The sequence below is a fragment of the Arthrobacter sp. CAN_A1 genome, from assembly GCF_015751665.1.
Classification (GTDB): Bacteria; Actinomycetota; Actinomycetes; order Actinomycetales; family Micrococcaceae; genus Arthrobacter_D.
Map to the genome: position 1 here is coordinate 447,180 of NZ_JADOUR010000001.1, position 16,346 is coordinate 463,525.

18 protein-coding genes are annotated in these 16,346 nt (G+C 64.5%); 8 read left to right on the forward strand and 10 right to left on the reverse strand.

Going from position 1 to position 16,346, the window contains the following annotated elements:
- Positions 1-94: 94 nt before the first annotated feature.
- Positions 95-640: a CGNR zinc finger domain-containing protein gene (locus tag IWX62_RS02210; RefSeq protein ID WP_196839707.1), complete on the reverse strand. Its 546-nt coding sequence runs from the start codon at positions 638-640 to the stop codon at positions 95-97.
- A gap of 85 nt (positions 641-725) precedes the next feature.
- Here IWX62_RS02210 and IWX62_RS02215 point away from each other — a divergent pair, with 85 nt between their 5' ends.
- Positions 726-1,694, forward strand: coding sequence for an EamA family transporter (locus IWX62_RS02215; RefSeq protein ID WP_196839708.1), 969 nt, complete (start codon positions 726-728; stop codon positions 1,692-1,694).
- A gap of 2 nt (positions 1,695-1,696) precedes the next feature.
- Here the strand turns inward: IWX62_RS02215 and IWX62_RS02220 are convergent, their stop codons facing one another.
- Genes IWX62_RS02220 through IWX62_RS02230 form a run of 3 tightly spaced genes read right to left on the reverse strand, consistent with a single transcriptional unit; the run spans position 1,697 to position 4,605 of the window.
- Entirely contained in the window at positions 1,697-3,988 is a 2,292-nt protein-coding gene (locus IWX62_RS02220; RefSeq protein WP_196839709.1) for a heavy metal translocating P-type ATPase, read from the reverse strand.
- 51 nt (positions 3,989-4,039) lie between these two features.
- Positions 4,040-4,264: a heavy-metal-associated domain-containing protein gene (locus IWX62_RS02225; RefSeq protein ID WP_196839710.1), complete on the reverse strand. Its 225-nt coding sequence runs from the start codon at positions 4,262-4,264 to the stop codon at positions 4,040-4,042.
- Between the two features lie 29 nt (positions 4,265-4,293).
- Positions 4,294-4,605 (reverse strand): metal-sensitive transcriptional regulator, encoded by a 312-nt coding sequence (locus IWX62_RS02230; RefSeq protein ID WP_196839711.1) that lies wholly within the window; start codon positions 4,603-4,605, stop codon positions 4,294-4,296.
- 151 nt (positions 4,606-4,756) lie between these two features.
- Here IWX62_RS02230 and IWX62_RS02235 point away from each other — a divergent pair, with 151 nt between their 5' ends.
- Both IWX62_RS02235 and IWX62_RS02240 read left to right on the forward strand, forming a co-directional pair.
- The gene (locus IWX62_RS02235; RefSeq protein ID WP_196839712.1) at positions 4,757-5,389 is read left to right on the forward strand and encodes a DUF305 domain-containing protein; all 633 of its coding nucleotides are present in this window, start codon (positions 4,757-4,759) and stop codon (positions 5,387-5,389) included.
- A gap of 54 nt (positions 5,390-5,443) precedes the next feature.
- Positions 5,444-6,088 carry a DUF3105 domain-containing protein gene (locus IWX62_RS02240; RefSeq protein WP_196839713.1) on the forward strand — a complete coding sequence of 215 codons (645 nt, stop codon included), beginning with the start codon at positions 5,444-5,446 and terminating at the stop codon, positions 6,086-6,088.
- A gap of 54 nt (positions 6,089-6,142) precedes the next feature.
- Here IWX62_RS02240 and IWX62_RS02245 read toward each other — a convergent pair whose 3' ends face one another.
- Positions 6,143-7,690, reverse strand: coding sequence for an MFS transporter (locus tag IWX62_RS02245; RefSeq protein ID WP_333483145.1), 1,548 nt, complete (start codon positions 7,688-7,690; stop codon positions 6,143-6,145).
- 62 nt (positions 7,691-7,752) lie between these two features.
- On the opposite strand from IWX62_RS02245, the gene IWX62_RS02250 reads away from it, so the two are divergent.
- The gene (locus IWX62_RS02250) at positions 7,753-8,301 is read left to right on the forward strand and encodes a TetR/AcrR family transcriptional regulator (protein ID WP_196839714.1); all 549 of its coding nucleotides are present in this window, start codon (positions 7,753-7,755) and stop codon (positions 8,299-8,301) included.
- A 6-nt stretch (positions 8,302-8,307) separates the two neighbouring features.
- Here the strand turns inward: IWX62_RS02250 and IWX62_RS02255 are convergent, their stop codons facing one another.
- From IWX62_RS02255 to arsB, 4 genes are read right to left on the reverse strand one after another with little or no spacing between them, the layout of a single operon-like run.
- Positions 8,308-8,955 carry an arsenate reductase ArsC gene (locus tag IWX62_RS02255; protein WP_196839715.1) on the reverse strand — a complete coding sequence of 216 codons (648 nt, stop codon included), beginning with the start codon at positions 8,953-8,955 and terminating at the stop codon, positions 8,308-8,310.
- Positions 8,956-8,979: 24 nt separating this feature from the next.
- Entirely contained in the window at positions 8,980-10,344 is a 1,365-nt protein-coding gene (locus IWX62_RS02260) for an FAD-dependent oxidoreductase (RefSeq protein ID WP_196839716.1), read from the reverse strand.
- Positions 10,341-10,754, reverse strand: coding sequence for an arsenate reductase ArsC (locus IWX62_RS02265; RefSeq protein WP_196839717.1), 414 nt, complete (start codon positions 10,752-10,754; stop codon positions 10,341-10,343). The genes IWX62_RS02260 and IWX62_RS02265 overlap by 4 nt, the downstream gene beginning before the upstream one ends.
- The gene (gene arsB, locus IWX62_RS02270; protein WP_196839718.1) at positions 10,747-11,847 is read right to left on the reverse strand and encodes an ACR3 family arsenite efflux transporter; all 1,101 of its coding nucleotides are present in this window, start codon (positions 11,845-11,847) and stop codon (positions 10,747-10,749) included. Before arsB ends, IWX62_RS02265 begins: the two co-directional genes overlap by 8 nt.
- Positions 11,848-11,951: 104 nt before the next feature.
- On the opposite strand from arsB, the gene IWX62_RS02275 reads away from it, so the two are divergent.
- Both IWX62_RS02275 and IWX62_RS02280 read left to right on the forward strand, forming a co-directional pair.
- A complete protein-coding gene (locus IWX62_RS02275; protein ID WP_196839719.1) occupies positions 11,952-12,305 on the forward strand; it encodes an ArsR/SmtB family transcription factor in 354 nt (117 codons plus the stop codon).
- 326 nt (positions 12,306-12,631) lie between these two features.
- Positions 12,632-13,180 carry a dihydrofolate reductase family protein gene (locus tag IWX62_RS02280; protein WP_333483146.1) on the forward strand — a complete coding sequence of 183 codons (549 nt, stop codon included), beginning with the start codon at positions 12,632-12,634 and terminating at the stop codon, positions 13,178-13,180.
- Between the two features lie 114 nt (positions 13,181-13,294).
- Here IWX62_RS02280 and IWX62_RS02285 read toward each other — a convergent pair whose 3' ends face one another.
- Entirely contained in the window at positions 13,295-14,350 is a 1,056-nt protein-coding gene (locus tag IWX62_RS02285) for a lactonase family protein (RefSeq protein WP_196839720.1), read from the reverse strand.
- 47 nt (positions 14,351-14,397) lie between these two features.
- Here IWX62_RS02285 and IWX62_RS02290 point away from each other — a divergent pair, with 47 nt between their 5' ends.
- The gene (locus IWX62_RS02290; protein ID WP_333483147.1) at positions 14,398-15,900 is read left to right on the forward strand and encodes a cryptochrome/photolyase family protein; all 1,503 of its coding nucleotides are present in this window, start codon (positions 14,398-14,400) and stop codon (positions 15,898-15,900) included.
- 194 nt (positions 15,901-16,094) lie between these two features.
- Positions 16,095-16,346, forward strand: a complete 252-nt coding sequence (locus IWX62_RS02295) for a hypothetical protein (protein WP_196839721.1) — start codon at positions 16,095-16,097, stop codon at positions 16,344-16,346.

The following is a 16,346-nucleotide window of genomic DNA, read 5'->3' on the forward strand; positions in this document are numbered from 1 at the left end:
AAAGTGGTTTGACCGCACGCACACTGTTGGGTAACAACTAACGTGCGGGTGCCCCACTATGCTGCGCCGGTGTGGGCCGGTCGGGTGAGTTGGTCTAGCCGCGCACCGCTTTCCGGGCGCGATACGCCTTGACGTGCGCCCGGTTCGCGCAGTTCCCGGTATCGCAGTACCGCTTGGAGCGGTTGCGGCTCAGGTCCAGCACGACGGCGCTGCAGTCGTCCGCCGCGCAGATCCGCAGGCGGACCATTTCGTGGGTCCTGATGACGTCAACCAAAGCCATCGCCGCCTCGGTGGCCATCCGGTCTTCGAGAGGAGCATCGGGGTCGGTGGCGTGCAGGTGCCAGTCCCAGTGATCGTGGCGGACCAGGCGGGGGAGGGCGCTCGCGTCGCTCAGGATCCGGTTGACGTGCGCGACGGCGTCGTCCTCGGATGACGTCCAGACCTCCTCCAACTCTGCCCTCAGCCGCACCACGGCGGCCAGTTCGGCGGAGGTCCGGGCACGCGACCCGGAAAAGTCCTGTTCGATGAGGAAGCGGTCGAGGTCTGCCAGGGTGCTCATCTGATCCGGTTCCTCTTTCCCCGTGTTGATGAGCGCGGCAGCGGAGATCAGTGCAACTTCTGTGTCATAGGCAAAGGCCATGTTGACTCCTGACGATATTCGGGTCTACTGTCACTACCATAATCTTATTTTGGTCATGACACTAACGCGCGCAGAGGAGCACGGCATGAAGAATGGTGCGGCAGCGGGCCTGTGGTTCGCGGTCATCTCGGCGGCGGCGTTTGGCGTATCGGGCCCATTCGCCAAGTCCCTGCTGGAGATCGGGTGGAGCCCCGGTGCAGCCGTGGGCGTGCGCATCGGCGGGGCCGCTCTCGTGTTGCTGATTCCGGTGCTGATCGCCCTGCGCGGGCGCTGGACAGCTCTGCGCGGGAGTGCGCTGACCCTGATCATTTACGGTGTGACAGCGATCGCGCTCTGTCAGTTCTTCTACTTCAGCGCAGTGCAGCGGATGTCCGTCGGAGTTTCCCTGCTCCTGGAATACCTGGCGCCGGTGCTGATTGTCGGCTGGCTCTGGGCTCGCAGCCGTCACGCCCCACGCCGCCTCACCGCCGCCGGCTCGGTAACGGCCATGGTGGGGCTGCTGCTGGTGCTGGACCTGACCTCGGACGAACGGCTCGACCCGATCGGCGTCCTCTACGGACTGGCCGCCGCGGTCTGCCTTGCGGTGTTCTTCCTGATGTCCGCCCGCGCCAACGACGCCCTTCCGCCCCTGGTGATGGCGGGCGGCGGCATGGTGGTGGGCGCAGCAGCCATCGGGGTGATGGGACTGGTGGGCATCATGCCCTTCACTTTCGAATTGCGCGATGTGACCCTGGCCGGATGGGAGACCAGCTGGCTGGTGCCCGTGCTGGGACTGGTGCTGATCTCCACGGTGGTGTCCTACTTCACGGGCATCCTCGCTGCCCGCCAGCTTGGCTCAAAGGTGGCCTCTTTCGTGGGACTCACCGAGGTGATGTTCGCAGTCCTGGCCTCCTGGCTCATGCTCGGCGAGCTACCCGGCCCGATCCAGCTCCTCGGCGGACTACTGATCGTCGGAGGAGTGGTGATGGTCCGCGTTGACGAGTTGCGCGCACCGGCGGACGGGACCCCGCCGCTGAACCGGGCCAACGACGTCGAACCCGTCCCCCTGCCGTAGCTCTAGCGGCCGAATCGACGCAGCCGCAGCGAGTTAGCCACCACGAGCACTGAACTGGCGGCCATAGCTGCACCCGCGACCATCGGGTTGAGGAACCCCAGTGCGGCCACCGGGATGCCGATGGTGTTGTAGAAGAACGCCCAGAACAGGTTGGTCTTGATTGTGCTGAGGGTCTTCCGTGACAGCTCTATGGCCTGCGCCACCTGCTCCAGGCTGTTCCCCATCACCGTCAGATCGGCTGCCTCGATGGCAACATCGGTGCCTGAGCCCATGGCGATCCCCAGATCCGCCTGGGCCAGGGCGGCAGCGTCGTTGACTCCGTCGCCAGCCATCGCCACCGTGGCCCCCTCGGCCTGCAGCTTTCGAACGGCTTCCACTTTGCCCGCCGGAAGCACTCCAGCAAGCACATCATCAGGAGCAATTCCCACTTGGGCCGCCACGAGGTGCGCCACCGAGGCGTTGTCGCCGGTCAGCAGGATGGGCCGCAGCCCTAGTTCCTTGAGTCGAGCGATGGCAGCGGCCGAGGAGTCCTTTACCGTATCCTTCAGCGACACCAGCCCTGCTATGCGGCCGTCCACGGCCACCCAGACGGCGGTGGCCCCGGAATGCTGTTGATCCTGCAGTGCTGACAAGTGTGCGTCGGTGACAGTGACCCCGTTCTCCTGCAGCCAGCCGGACTGTCCGGCGAGTACTGTGACTGGCAGCCCGCCGTCGTCGACGATGCCACGCACTCCACCACCGGCGGAGCTGCTGAACCCGGTCACCGCGGGGTGGCCTGGGGCTGCTGCGGCGATCGCCTGGGCAATCGGGTGCTCGCTGGCGGCCTCAACCGCGCCGGCCAGGGACAGGATGTGGTCCCGATCCAGTGCATCGAATGCGACGACGTCGGTGACCGCGAGCTTGCCGGTAGTCACGGTGCCGGTCTTGTCCAGCACAATGGTGTCGACCGTGCGGGTGTCCTCCAGGACCTGCGGTCCACGGATCAGGATGCCCAGCTGGGCGCCACGCCCCGAACCGGTGAGGAGCGCCGTCGGTGTGGCGAGCCCAAGCGCGCACGGGCACGCGATCACCAGGACGGCGACGGCGGCGGTGAACGCCGATTGCAGGTCCCCGGTCAGGATCATCCACGCCACGAAGGTCAGGACGGCGATGGCCAGCACGATCGGCACGAAGACGGCGCTGATTCGATCCGCCAACCGGGCGATAGGGGCCTTGCCGCTTTGCGCCTGGCTGACGAGCCGCCCCATCTGGGCCAGTGTGGTTTCGCTGCCTATCCGTGTGGCGCGGATCACCAGGCGTCCCGAGGTGTTGATGGTGGCACCGGTGACGACGTCGTCGATTCCCACCTCCACCGGCATGGATTCGCCGGTGAGCAGAGACGTGTCGACGGTGCTGGCGCCGTCGACCACCACCCCATCGGTAGCAATCTTCTCGCCCGGCCGCACCACAAACTCATCCCCATGGACCAGCGATTCGGCGGGCACCTTAACCTCCACCCGGCGCCCGTCCTGGTCGCGGAGAACCGTTGCATCCTTCGCGCCAAGGCTCAGCAAGGCCTTGAGGGCCTCGCCAGCCCGCTGTTTGGCATTCGCCTCAAGGTAACGCCCCAACAGCAGGAAAGTGACCACCACTGCTGCCACCTCGAAGTACAGCGCGTGGTCACTCATGGCCATGCCCGCGTGTTCGGTGATGGTCGGGTCGCTGAACAGTTGCCAGGCCGAGAAGAGGAACGCGGCGGTGACGCCGATGGACACCAGTGTATCCATCGTCGACGCGAGGTGGCGGGCGTTGATGGCGGCGGCCCGGTGGAACGACCACGCGGACCAGGTGACCACCGGAAGAGCCAGGGCGAAGACGACCCAGCCCCAGTGCGGGAACTGCGCGGCGGGGACCATGGAGATGACCGCGACCGGCACAGTGAGCAACGCTGCGACGATGAGCCGTGGCCGTAGCTTTGCAGCGGATCCGCCGTGCGCCATGTGGTCGGAGCCGCCCGGATGGGCGCCTTCGAGGGCTGGATCACCCGACGCCGAATCCGGGGTGCTGTGCGCCTGATGCTTGAGCTGTGCGGTGTAGCCTGTCGCCTGCACGGTGTCCACCAGGTCCTGGTCCGAAATGTGTTCCGGAGCCCTGACGGTGGCGGTTTCGAGAGGCAGGTTCACGCTGGCTTCGACGCCGTCGAGTTTCCCCAACTTGCGTTCCACCCGTCCGACGCAGGACGCGCAGGTCATGCCCTGGATGTCGAGTTCGACAATCCGGGTGGCGGGGGTGGTTTTCAACTGGTCGGTGCTCATCGCATGTCCTTGGGGGGGGGGGTACTAAGGGGTGGGGCCGGGTGGCTCTGCTCAGGCGTCGGCGGCGACAACCAGGTAGCCGGCCTCGGCTACGGCCTCGCCGATCTGCTCGGGGTCAAGGTCCGACGCCGACGTGACGGTGGCGGTGGAGACGCCGCCCTTGTTGAGGTCGACTGAGACGTTCTGGACGCCGTCAAGGGTCAGGATTTCTTCGGTGACGGAGTCGACGCAGTGGCCGCAGGTCATGCCCGAGATGTTGATGATAGTGGTGCTCATGGTGGTACTCCTTGGGGTGAAGGGACGGGTTATCTCAGCAGGCGGCTGATGGCCGCCGAGGCTTCCTGGACTTTTTCCTGGACAATGTCTGGGTTGCCGGTGAGCTGGGATTCGTTGGCAGCTCCCACGACGCAGTGGGAAATGTGTTCCTCGAGCAGGCCGATGCTGACCGCATGCAGCGCCTTGTTGATCGCTGATACCTGGGTGAGGACATCAATGCAGTATTTGTCCTCCTCGATCATCCGGGCGATTCCGCGCACCTGACCTTCAATGCGTCGCAGGCGCCGGAGATAGGCATCCTTATCGGCCGTGTAGCCGTGTTCGGTCATGGTGTCGGTCATCGGGTCCTCCTCGTTCTCCCTCGAACATATACCCCCCACCCGTATAATACAAGTACCCTAGGGGGGTATCTTCCGGGTCACACAGGGAACGCTGAGGCTGATGCAATACGTTAGAGATGTTGAAATGACCGAAGAACAGGAAAACAGGTAGATGACGCTGCACCTCGAGACGTGGCAGAAGCGCGTGCTCATCGGCCTGGCCGGAGCGCTGGTCGTCTGCCTTTTTGTTCTGACCTTCGTGGCTGGTCGAATCGGCACCGGCCCACAATACCCGGCCACCACCAGTGCTGATGCTGGATTCGCCCGCGACATGCAGGTGCACCATGCCCAGGCAGTGGAAATGTCACGACTGGTCCGTGACCGCACCGAGGATGAGGTGGTCCGGACCATTGCCTACGACATTGCGATGACCCAGCAGCACCAGATCGGCCAGATGTACGCCTGGCTGGAAGAGTGGGGTCTCCCGCTAAGTTCAGCCGCTCCCAGCATGGCCTGGATGGCGGGATCCATGGACCACCACGACGGCGGGACGCTGCGCGATAACGGGTTGATGCCCGGGATGGCCACACCGGAGCAGATAGCTGATCTGACAGCTGCCTCAGGCGTTGAGGCGGAACGCCTGTACTTGACCCTGATGATCACCCACCACGAGGCCGGCGCCGAGATGGCGCAGGCGGGCACTGAACTGGTCCAGGAGCCGCGGGTCAGGGTGGCCGCAGAAAAAATGGTGGCTGCCCAGGTGGCTGAAATAACCGCCATGGAAGACATGCTGGATGAGCTGTAGCACCACCGACGGTACATTGGTTTCAATCACACTTACTGAAAAAGGATTCACGCGTTGAACAAGAAGCGAGCCCAGGACAATGCCGACCGCCAGGCGCGGCTGAAGGCCATCCAGTCCAAGCAGCGGGCCGGTGACCGCCGGCGCACCACGTTGATCCTCGGCGGAATCGGTGCTGTTGTGATCGCCATCATCGTTGCCGTGACCATTGTTATTGTCGGTCAGGTGCAGGAAAACCAGCGGATTGAAGCGCTCGCCAGCCAGCCGATCGAGGGTGTGCAGGAATTCGAGGATCTCTCCTTCAACCACACCGAAGCTCCGGTCGAATATGAACAGTCACCTCCCGTAGGTGGCGATCACAACCCCATCTGGACCAACTGTGGCGTGTACACCTCCGAGATCCCCAACGAGAACACCGTGCACTCAATGGAGCACGGTGCCGTCTGGATCACCTACCAGCCCGATCTTCCGCAGGGCGAGATTGACACCCTCACCGACCTGGTCGGCTCGAGCGGCTATGTGGTGCTCAGCCCCTACGCCGATCAGGAATCTCCGATCATGGTGAGTGCTTGGGGCTTGCAGCTTGGCGTCGATTCAGCCGCTGATACCCGGCTTCCGGTGTTCCTTGAGCGATACATCCAGGGTGAGCAGACCCGCGAGCCGGGCGCCGCCTGCACCGGCGGAATCACCCCCGCAGCCTAGTCGTCCCGGAACGGGACGGACCGAGCCTGCGGCGTGCGGGATCCGTAAGGATTCTCACGCGCGTCGCAGGCTCCACAGGGCCAGCGCTGACGCGAACACCATGAGTGCGGCGCCAATCCCTGAAGTGAGCACCACACCGCTATCGAAGGCGTGGTACGCCGACTCCAGTAGCTGACTGCCGCCGTCGCCGGGCAACTGCGCGGCCATGTTAACGGCGCCGCCCAGCGTTTCAGTTGCGGTGGCGGCCTGCTCCGGGCTGAGCCCGTCCGGCAGCACCAGGTTGCGCTGGTAGGAGGCGAGCAGCACGCTGCCCAGCAGCGCCGTGCCGAACACTGAACCGACCTCGTAGGCGGTCTCGGACACCGCCGACGCGGCGCCCGCCTTCTCCGCGGGCACGGTCGAAAGAATCAGGTCGTTCGAGACCGTCTCCGACGCTCCGACACCGATGCCGAGCAGCATGAACGCGACCAGCAGGATGCCGGCGGATCCACCCTCTCCGGTGACCGCAACGAAGGCATACGCCGACGCCGACAGGAGCAGTGCGATCGGCACCACGGTGCGCGGGGGAACCCGACGCACAATCGGGACCACCGCCAGACCAGCGATGATGGTCATCACCAGCCCGGGCACCAGAACCAGTCCGGCGTTCAGGGGGCTGAGCCCCAGCACCAGCTGCAGATGCTGTGAAACGAAGTAGATGAACCCGACCAGCGAGAAGATGGCGAGCAGGTTCACCAGCACCGCACCGGTGAATGCGCGCACCGTGAACAGTCGTACGTCCAGCATGGGGTTGGACCGCCCCAGTTGGCGTCGGGTAAAGGCAGTCCCTGCGGCCAGGCCGATGACGACGGCGGCAACCGTCACCAGCACTGAATCGCCCTTGGCGAAGTTCTTGATCGCGAAAACGATGGGCAGCATGGTGGAGACCGACAGGACGATGCTCAGGTAATCCACGCGCCCGGGGTTGGGGTCCTTCGATTCCGGAACCAGCACGGGGGTCAGTGCAAGCATCAGGATGAGGACCGGTACGGCCAGCAGGAACACCGAGCCCCACCAGAAGTGCTCGAGCAGCGCTCCGCCAACGAGCGGTCCCATGGCGGCACCCGCGGAGAAGCCGGCGGCCCAGATAGCGATCGCGAGGCGGCGCTGATTGCGGTCCGTGAAGATGTTGCGAAGGAGGGAGAGCGTGGAGGGCATCAGCATGGCGCCGAACACGCCGAGCCCCACCCGTGAGGCGACCAACAGCTCGGCGGTCGGCGAATAGGCAGCGGCAATCGAAAAGACAGCGAACCCTATCGCGCCGATGATGAGCAGCCGACGGCGGCCAAAGCGGTCGCCTAAACTCCCCATGGCGACCAGGAGCCCGGCGAGCACCAGGGGGTAGCTGTCAATAATCCACAGCAGTGTTGTGCCGCTGGTGTTGAACGCCAGGGAGATGGCGGGGGTGGCAAAAGCGAGCACTGTGTTATCAACGGCCACCAGGAGAACGGGCAGCATCAGGACGGCGAGTGCCGTCCATTCACGCCGGCCGGCCCGGGTGGGCACGGGGTCGAGGGCTGGCGCTCCGGTAGGTGGGCCGAGAACGTACGTCGAGTTGCTCATGGCTCCCAGACTATACCGTCCAGCCGGTACAGTAAAGTAGGATGCACCGTTACGATGAACACATGGCTAGTTCCAAAGAGCGCATCCTCGACAGTTTCGAGAACATCCTCATCAACGACGGCGAACGGGCCGCCACCATGGAGGCGATTGCTGCGGCCGCCGACGTCTCCAAGGGGGGTTTGCTGTATCACTTCCCGTCGAAGGAAGCGCTGGTGGATGCTTTGGGGGAGCGGCTCCTCACCCTCTCGGCAGTCGATCGCGAGTTGATGACCGCTGACCCCGAAGGGCCGGCCCGCTATTACGTCAGGACCTCGGTCTATGAGGACAGCGCGCTGGATCGGGCGCTCGTGGCGATGGCACGCCTGGCTCAGCAGGGCCACCCGAAAGCACAGCAGAACTTTGCACAGATCCAGGCTCTGTGGCTGGGTGCGCTCGAGTCGTCGTTGGGAAGCCGCTCGGTGGCCAGAGCCGTGAAGCTGATGGGTGACGGGCTGTACTATGACGCGGCATTCTTTGCCGGCAGCGGCGCCAACCAGGAGTTCGGCAACGAGATGGAACAGCTGCTGGAGTTGGTGGACCTCCTGCAGGAGCCTCGCCGCAGAGGAGCCTAGTCCCCCTTAGCGGTCCAGTAACTCGGCGGCCAGCTTGCGGATTCGTCCGTCCAGGTCGATCCGTACCCGTTCAACCCCGGCCGGATCGAGATCAGCTGGGTCTTCGACCTGCCAGTCCTCGTATCGCTTCCCCGGGTAGATGGGGCAGGTGTCTCCACACCCCATGGTGATGACGACATCGGCCGCACGCACCACGTCATCGGTCAGCGGCTTGGGGAAGTCGGCATCGAGATCAATCCCGATTTCCTTCATGGAGTCGACCACATGGGCGTTGAGGTGTTCTGCCGGCATTGAGCCTGCGGAACGGACATTGATGCGACCCTCGCTGTAGTGCTTGAGCAGCCCAGCGGCCATCTGTGAGCGGCCTGCGTTCTGTACGCACACGAACAGCACTTCGGCTTTGCCGCTGGGACGGATGCCCTGTGCGTGGGCGAGCGCGTTGAGCCGGTCCTCAGCGAAGTGCTTGGTGATCGAGGCCAGGTAGGTTTTGATTTTCGCGGTCCGGGCGAGCGCTGTGTACGACTCAAAGACGTACCGATCCACCATCTCCGGGGTGAATACGCCGTCGAATCTGCTGGCCAGTTCACCGCTGATCCGGTGTAGAACGTGTTCGTCGTTGATCAATCCGGGCATTGGGGTGGGTCGGGTGGCCATCTTTACTCCTGGGTGGTCGCTTGTTTAGTAGCCGGGATCGTTGGAGCGGCCATGCACCGTTCCGGTCGGGACGCCGATGGTCACCAGCTGGGGCGTGCCGCAGCAGCTATCCGCCTCGTCTGTGAGGTCGGGTGCTGGCGCGTCACAGGAGCCACCCAGGTCGGTGCTGCAGACTCCGGTCTCCGGGAGTTCCAGCCGCACGTCCGCGGCCGCGGCAGTATCGCCAGCTATCGCCGCGACCACCGACCGCACCTGTTCGTAGCCGGTGGCCATCAGGAAGGTGGGCGCACGGCCGTAACTCTTCATCCCGACCAGGTAGAAGTCCTTATCGGGGTGGGCGAGTTCTTTCGCTCCGTGCGCCTGGACTGTTCCGCAGCTGTGGAACTCAGGGTCGATAAGCGGTCCGAGCGCGCGCGGCGCCTCGACCGCTGGGTCCAGTTCCAGGCGGATTTCGCGCAGGATGCCAAGATCCGGACGGAAACCCGTGGCTGGGATCAGGACGTCGACGTCAACCGAGCCGTCGGCGGTGTGGACTGTCAGCGCGTCTCCGGCAGTGAACCCGGTGATCGTGAACGAGGTCCTCAGCTCCACGATGCCGTCTTCAACCAGTTTGCGCAGCCGGGAGCCGAGCTGGCCCCGGGCTGGTAGGCCGTCAAGGTCTCCTCCTCCGTAGAGGCGGTCCGCGGAACCGGTACCGCGAACGGCCCAAATAATGGTCGTATCTTCGGATGCCCGGGCTACCTGTCCAAGGGCAATCAGGGTGTTGGCCGCGGAGTGACCGGCACCCACCACCATCACCCGCTTGCCTTCGAACGTCTTCCGATCGTTGCCTGTCACATCAGGCAAGGGGTGGGTGATGAAGTGGTGGGCTTCGGTTTCCCCGTGGGCGGGGAGCCCGCCCTGGCCGAGAGGATTCGGCTGGTCCCAGGTTCCGGAAGCGTCGATCACCGCGCGGACCAGGTGGTCTTCGACGCCGTTCGGCCCGTGGGACCGGACCAGGAACGTTTGGGTGTCGCGGCCGTTGGTACGCGTTTTGTCCATGCCCTGACGGGTCACCGCGATGACGCGGGTGTTCAGCCGCAGCGTTTCCGCGATAGCGGGCACTGCGGCGAGCGGCGCCACGTAGTTAGCGACCAGCTCGGAGCCGTACGGCAGAGCCGTTCCCCGTGGGGAGGCCCAACCGGTGGGCTCAAGCAACCGGCGGGCGGCGGCGTCGACGTTGAACTGCCACGGCGAGAACAGGCGGATGTGGCCCCAGGCGCTGATAGCGGCGCCCGGCGTCGGGCCCGCTTCGAAGATCATGGGCTGCAGGCCGCGCTCGAGGAGGTGGGCCGCTGCGGCGAGACCGATCGGTCCCGCTCCGATGATGGCGACTGGGAGCACGCTCATGCTGGGAGTAACTCTGCGATCAGGGCCTCCACGCGGCCTTTGATGGTGTCGCGGATCGGCCGGACGGACTCGACGCCCTTGCCGGCCGGGTCTTCGAGCACCCAATCCTCGTACCGTTTCCCCGGGAAGTAGGGGCATTCGTCGCCGCAGCCCATGGTGACGACGACGTCCGAGTCCTTCACGGCGTCGTCGGTCAGGACCTTGGGGATTTCAGCTGACATGTCGATGCCGAGCTCACGCATTGCTTCAACCGCCGACGGGTTGATCGAATCGGCGGGCTGGGACCCAGCGGAGCGGACCTCGATTCGGCCCTCGGAGAGTGTGGTCAGGAAGGCGGCGGCCATCTGCGAGCGACCAGCGTTGTGGACGCAGACAAAGAGAACCGAGGGTTTGGTCAGTGAATCAGACATGTGAGTTTTCCTTCGCGAGTGGGAGGGGATCGGTGGTGAAGAAGCGCTTCCTTGCCCACAGCGCCACATAGACCAGTGCAACAAGAACCGGAACTTCAATCAAGGGTCCGACGACGCCGGCCAGGGCTTGGCCGCTGGTGACGCCGTAGGTGCCGATAGCGACGGCGATCGCCAGCTCAAAGTTGTTGCCGGCGGCGGTGAAGGCGAGGGTGGTGGTTTTGGCGTAGCCAAGGTTCAGCAGCTTGCCGATCACCATGCCCGCCGTGAAGACCACCAGAAAGTAGATCAGGAGGGGCAGGGCAATGCGGGCGACGTCGAGCGGCCTGGCGAGGATTTCATCACCTTGGAGGGCGAAGAGGATCACGATGGTGAACAGGAGCCCGTAGAGGGCCCAAGGGCCCAACCTGGGGAGGAACGTTCCCTCGTACCAGTCGCGGCCCTTGGTGCGCTCGCCGATGGTGCGGGTCAGGAACCCGGCCAGGAGCGGTATGCCCAGGAAGATGAGGACGCTGATGGTGATGGCCCAGAAGGAGAAGTCGGCACTGGTGGTCGGCAGGCCCAGCAGGCCGGGCAGTCCCTGGAGGTAGAACCACCCCAGCGCCCCGAAGGCGAAGACCTGGAAGACCGAGTTGATGGCAACGAGAACGGCCGCTGCCTCGCGGTCACCGCAGGCGAGGTCGTTCCAGATCATCACCATCGCAATACACCGGGCCAGGCCCACGATGATCAGCCCAGTACGGTACTCGGGCAGGTCGGGGACGAAAACCCACGCCAGGATGAACATGAAGGCGGGGGCGGCGACCCAGTTGATCACCAGGGAGGTGATCATGAGCTTCCGGTCCTTGATCACCGCTCCGGTTTGGTCGTAGCGGACCTTGGCGAGCACCGGGTACATCATCACCAGAAGGCCGAGGGCGATCGGTAGTGAAACTGAGCCGATGGCGAGCGAGTCAAGCGCTCCGGCCATGCCGGGAATGAACTGGCCGAGCGCGATGCCCACCACCATGGCGGCGATGATCCAGACCGGGAGCAGCCGGTCAAGGGTGGACAGTTTGCCGGTCGTCTCTTCGGCGGGAGGGGTGTGAGTACTCAAGGGGCTCCGTTGAACGGGGTGTACGTCGTAGATCGATGATTGTCGATGCCTGAAAGTATTGTTCAAGACATCGACAAATGTCAATGTCAGTGCATAATGGATGGATGACTTCAGCAGCGACCCTTACCCCCGACGCTCTCGCCGCCTGCTGCACGCCCACAGGCGAGCCCGCGATGTCGGAGGATACGGCGTCGTCGCTGGCTGCCCAGTTCAAGGCGATCGCTGATCCCAACCGGTTGCGGATGGTGTCAATCATCTCCGCTAGCGAGAACGCCGAGGCATGCGTCTGCGACATCACGGAACCCTTGAACCTGGGGCAGTCGACGGTGTCGCATCACCTGAAGATCCTCGTAGATGCGGGCGTCCTGACCCGGGAAAAGCGGGGAGTGTGGGCGTATTACTCCCTGGTTCCTGGCGCGCTGGACAGCCTCGCCGGGGCGCTGACCGGCCGTCCCTGACCCACTCCGGCCCCTCCGTCCCCACTCTCGCGACGCCACCCCCTTCGCCGAACAGTGAGATCAGGCGACCAAATCGCGCCCTGACCCACCAGATCTAACTGAGCGGCGGAAGCGGCGGAAGCGGAAGTCCGTCCTCCGAGGGTTTCGCTGTAGAAGGTTCTGGCTGCATCGATATCGTCCACAGAGAATCCGCTGAACGCGTTGGCGGTATCAAACCTAGCTGGCTCCTGCCCGGTGGTGACCCATGTGTACGTCGTCAACATTGGCATAGGTGGAGAAATTGCAACAGGGCTAGACTGCCAGAAACGGTTGGAGTGGAGGACCACGTGGGTAGTCGCCATTGGCAAGGGCATGCCTTCATGGGGATGAGCGTTGACGGCATGATTGCCCGGGCCGACGACGATCTCGACTGGCTCACCGGCAGCGGCGACGCCGACGAACCGGAGGCGGCGGGGTTCACCGCCTTCATGCGGTTGGTGGACCACCTGGTGATGGGCCGGAGCACCTATCAGATCGTCAAGGCCTTTGACGAGTGGCCCTACGCTGAGACCAAGGTCCTTGTCCTCAGCACCACTCTCGATACTGCCGATCCACAGGTGGAGGTGGTGAGATCATTCGAGGAGGCGCTGACAAGGCTCGACGACGACGGCGCCCGGCACGTCTACGTCGACGGCGGCCGGACGGTACGCACTTTTCTGGCTGAGGGACTCATCGACACCCTGACCCTGACCCGGGTTCCGGTGCTCATCGGCGACGGGAAGCCCCTGTTCGGCTCACTTCCCGCGGATATCCAGCTCACCCACGAGCAGACGACCGTGCTGGCCGGCGGCGCCGTCCAGACCCGCTACCGGGTGGGTGTCCCCCAGCACTCCTGAGGCGAAACCCTGCTGGCACTGCCCAGGAAAGTTGCAGGGCCGCAGGTTAGCGGTGGCGCAACCACTAACCCGCGGTCCCGCCACTCATCTGCTCCCGAGGGCTCCTCCAGTTGGCTAGTCCAGGAGCGAGAATTCGATCCAGCGCGGACCGGAGGAACAGACATAGCTGCCATGCTCCTGCAGGCGCCCGCTCTGCGGGTCGATCCGGTACACCGTCAGCTGGTCGGAGACCTCACCGACCGCCAGCAGGAACCCGCCGGTCGGATCAATGTTCATCCCGCGCGGCTGAGCCTGGGTGGCGGTGGTATCGATCAGGGAGAGCCCGCCATCGGGTGCGACAGCGACGACGGCGATGGTGCTGCTGGATCGTTCGGTGCTGTACAGAAAGCGGCCGTCGGGGGACACCTGTAATTCCGCGCACCAGACGGCATTCGCCGCCGGATCCGGTCCGGTCCCGTCGCGGACCCGGCCCGGTACGAGGTCCAGGGAGGGTGCGATGGAGGAGATCCGCTGCTGCTCCGTCAGGGCGCCGGTCTCGGGGTCCCGGGTGTAGGCCGCAATCTCCCCCGACAATTCGTGCAGCGCGTAGAGCATGTCTCCGGACGGCGAGAAGCGCAGATGCCGTGGGCCGCTCCCGGCCGGCGTGGCCAGCTGGCCGCCGTCACCCAGTGCCCCGGTGACGGAATCGACCGGCCACCACGCAATCAGGTCATCGCCCAGGGCGGTGGCATACACAAATCTTCCATCGGGGCTGCTGATTATGGCGTGGGCATGCTTCCCGGGTGCCGCTGAGGACGCGGTGGCGGGGCGCATCCCGCCGTCGTCGTCAAGGCTCATGACGCTGACCAGGTGGTCGGTGTAGGAGGCGCCCAGCAGGCTGCTGCCCGAGGGGTCAACCCCCAGATAAGCCATCCCGGCGATCAGCTCGGCATCGCCGCGCGGCGTGAGGTCGCCGGTGCTCCCGTCGACGGCGAGTGAACGGACCGTGGGCGGGGTGGTCGCCAGTGCCGCGTACAACAGGCGGTGCCTGGGGTGCATCGCAAGGCACTGCACCTTCACGCCCAGTGGCACCGACTGACCGGGATCGAGCCTCCCGGACTGGGCGTCCAGCTGGAAGGTGTCAATGCTCTGGCCGTCGGCGCAGGCAACATGAACGGCGAATCGAGTCATACGCTTCACCCTAGCAACCGGACGCGGGGAGCCGGCGATGTGGAAGCATGGCAGCGGTGCTGAAGCGCGGCACGCAGGATGAAGGAGACGCAGTGCACGTTCAGTTGGTTTTCCCCCACCAGCTCTTCGAGGAGCACCTTGTCGCGCCCGCAACGCACCGGTTCATCCTGGCTGAGGACGATCTTTTCTTCCGCCAGTACCGCTTCCACCAGCAGAAACTGGTGCTGCACCGGGCCAGCATGCGCCACTTCGCGGACCGTCTCACGGACGCCGGGTACACCGTCGATTACCTCGAAACCTCGGCGACCACCGCCAGCCAGGACCAACTGCATGCCCTGCTGCAGGCCGTCGGGGCCACCCAGTGCAGCTATTACGACGTCGTCGACGACTGGCTGGAGCAGCGGCTCACCACCACCCTCAGCGGCCTCGGGCTGACGGCGCAGGTGCTCACCAGCCCCGGTTTTCTCCTCAGCATCGAGGACCTTCGCGGCTATTTCACCAACACCGGCTGGCGGATGCAGAATTTCTACGAATGGCAGCGCCGTCGGCTGGGAATCCTGGTCGAACCGGATGGCAGCCCGGTGGGCGGCCGCTGGAGTTTCGACGCCGACAACCGGAAAAAGCTGCCCAGGGGGTTGGCCGTTCCGGACCTGCCCGTGTTCGACCCCACCGACGACGTGCGGGACGCCATCGACTGGGTCAAGCGGGATTTCCCCGACAATCCGGGGATCACCGGGACCTTCAACTGGCCGGTCACGCACCAGCAGGCGGCCGGCGCCCTTGAATCGTTCCTCAATGAACGGTTTGCCCAGTTCGGTCCCTACGAGGATGCGATCTCCGCGCCGGACTCGTTCCTGTTCCATTCGGCGCTGAGTTCCAGCATCAACCTCGGCCTGCTCAGCCCGCTTGAGGTGGTAGATGTGACCCTTGACCACGCGGGCCGGCATGACACACCGATTGCCAGTGTCGAGGGGTTCATCCGGCAAGTGATCGGGTGGCGCGAGTACATGCGGGCTTCCTACGTGGTGCGCGGCCGTGAGATGCGCACCAGCAACACCCTCGGGTTCGACCGGACCCTGGCGGAGGGATGGTGGACTGGGGAGACAGGTCTGGAACCGGTCGACGTCGTCATCAAACGGATCGGTGACACCAGCTACGCCCACCATATTGAGCGGCTGATGGTGCTCGGCAACGCGATGGCGCTGCAGCGGATCCACCCGGATGCCGTCTACGAGTGGTTCATGGCGATGTTCATCGACGCCTACGACTGGGTGATGGTCCCCAATGTGTACGCCATGAGCCAGTACGCGGCCGGCAGCATGATCACCACCAAGCCCTACGTGAGCGGGAGCAACTACCTGAAGAAGATGGGCAACTTTCCGCCCGGCACGTGGCAGGAGAGCTGGGATGCCCTGTACTGGCAGTTCGTCAGCGATCATCGCCAGATGTTCAGCTCGAATCCACGGTCCTCCATGATGGTCACCCTGTACGACAAGTTTGACGACGCGAAGAAGCTGCGTCTTCGGGAGGAGGCAGCGCGATGGTTCTGAGGGGACAGCGCCGCCCTGAGGCGCACATGTTCAGGAACGGGAAACGCGGGAAATGCAGACTATGGGCAATAGCTTGGTGAGCTATTGGATCCCGGGGGTGTTGCCGCTCGGGGTGGCGTACTAAGGTTGGATTGTTAGCGTCAGACGGGTAGAGGGCGTCTGTCATAGTGCACACTCCAACGAAGGATTCACTCATGACCGAAAACATCTCCCCAGCCAGCCAGGAGCCCCACAACATCCGCGATTGGGCGGACCTCGCCGAGGAGATGTGGACGTACCTGACCGGCAAGGGCGCTGCGGTGAACTACAGCTTCATCGACATGACAGTTGAGGTGCCCCGGGACATTGGGCCCGACGCCCCGCGCGCCACGTGGAAGCTGAACGGAACCCTGCGTGTCACGACCAGTGACAATGATGCAGCGGGTTCCGATACCCACCGCAGCTGA

Coding starts and splice junctions, on each gene's coding strand:
- IWX62_RS02210 (WP_196839707.1), bottom strand. CDS start 640: ATGGCCTTTGCCTATGACACAGAAGTTGCACTGATCTCCGCTGCCGCG.
- IWX62_RS02215 (WP_196839708.1), top strand. CDS start 726: ATGAAGAATGGTGCGGCAGCGGGCCTGTGGTTCGCGGTCATCTCGGCG.
- IWX62_RS02220 (WP_196839709.1), bottom strand. CDS start 3,988: ATGAGCACCGACCAGTTGAAAACCACCCCCGCCACCCGGATTGTCGAA.
- IWX62_RS02225 (WP_196839710.1), bottom strand. CDS start 4,264: ATGAGCACCACTATCATCAACATCTCGGGCATGACCTGCGGCCACTGC.
- IWX62_RS02230 (WP_196839711.1), bottom strand. CDS start 4,605: ATGACCGACACCATGACCGAACACGGCTACACGGCCGATAAGGATGCC.
- IWX62_RS02235 (WP_196839712.1), top strand. CDS start 4,757: ATGACGCTGCACCTCGAGACGTGGCAGAAGCGCGTGCTCATCGGCCTG.
- IWX62_RS02245 (WP_333483145.1), bottom strand. CDS start 7,690: ATGAGCAACTCGACGTACGTTCTCGGCCCACCTACCGGAGCGCCAGCC.
- IWX62_RS02250 (WP_196839714.1), top strand. CDS start 7,753: ATGGCTAGTTCCAAAGAGCGCATCCTCGACAGTTTCGAGAACATCCTC.
- IWX62_RS02255 (WP_196839715.1), bottom strand. CDS start 8,955: ATGGCCACCCGACCCACCCCAATGCCCGGATTGATCAACGACGAACAC.
- IWX62_RS02260 (WP_196839716.1), bottom strand. CDS start 10,344: ATGAGCGTGCTCCCAGTCGCCATCATCGGAGCGGGACCGATCGGTCTC.
- IWX62_RS02265 (WP_196839717.1), bottom strand. CDS start 10,754: ATGTCTGATTCACTGACCAAACCCTCGGTTCTCTTTGTCTGCGTCCAC.
- IWX62_RS02275 (WP_196839719.1), top strand. CDS start 11,952: ATGACTTCAGCAGCGACCCTTACCCCCGACGCTCTCGCCGCCTGCTGC.
- IWX62_RS02285 (WP_196839720.1), bottom strand. CDS start 14,350: ATGACTCGATTCGCCGTTCATGTTGCCTGCGCCGACGGCCAGAGCATT.
- IWX62_RS02290 (WP_333483147.1), top strand. CDS start 14,398: ATGGCAGCGGTGCTGAAGCGCGGCACGCAGGATGAAGGAGACGCAGTG.
- IWX62_RS02295 (WP_196839721.1), top strand. CDS start 16,095: ATGACCGAAAACATCTCCCCAGCCAGCCAGGAGCCCCACAACATCCGC.